Genomic DNA, 536 nt, shown 5'->3' on the forward strand with positions numbered 1-536 from the left:
GCCTACCGGCATGCCCGTCGCCTCATAGCGGATATCAAGGCGCCCTGCAAATTCGCGCTCGATCATCGCGCGGCTATTCGGCTCGCCGTCCTCGACGACAATGACTTCGACACGCGGATAGGTTTGATGCGACAGTGACATCAGCGCCTCCCGCAACAATGCCGGCCGGCGATGCGTTCGCACGATGATCGAGACAAGCGGCACCGTGCGCGCGTCGAGTTCCTCGACCGCGAAGGCAAAAAATGCGCCGTCGCGTCGGTCACCATATCCCCAAAAACGAAAACCGGGGCGAAAACCGCCTTTGCGATACCGTGCCCCCGTGCGCCTGAAGTAGGCTGCGCTCCGAAGATATCGAGCCAGTGCCATCAGATGCGTGCGCCGCGCATGCGGGAAGCGCGCCGGCCTCGCGAGTTCGGCAACCCAGCAACCTAGACCGCGAGCGATATCGAGCCAGGACCCGAACCTCGTACGCAATTGCAACGATGCGACCACGCCGCCTGCGATCTGGAGCGGTTTGGCCTCCATCGGTTTCGAAT

General features: G+C 62.5%; 1 protein-coding gene. It reads right to left on the reverse strand.

Annotation, left to right across the window (positions count from 1 at the left end; translation table 11 throughout):
- A partial coding sequence (locus tag J5M58_RS26090; RefSeq protein WP_207880216.1) for a glycosyltransferase family 2 protein occupies positions 1-536 on the reverse strand: 536 nt, incomplete at both ends.

It is taken from the genome of Pseudomonas sp. 32_A, from assembly GCF_017490905.1.
In the GTDB taxonomy this organism is placed as follows: Bacteria; Pseudomonadota; Gammaproteobacteria; order Pseudomonadales; family Pseudomonadaceae; genus Aquipseudomonas; species Aquipseudomonas inefficax.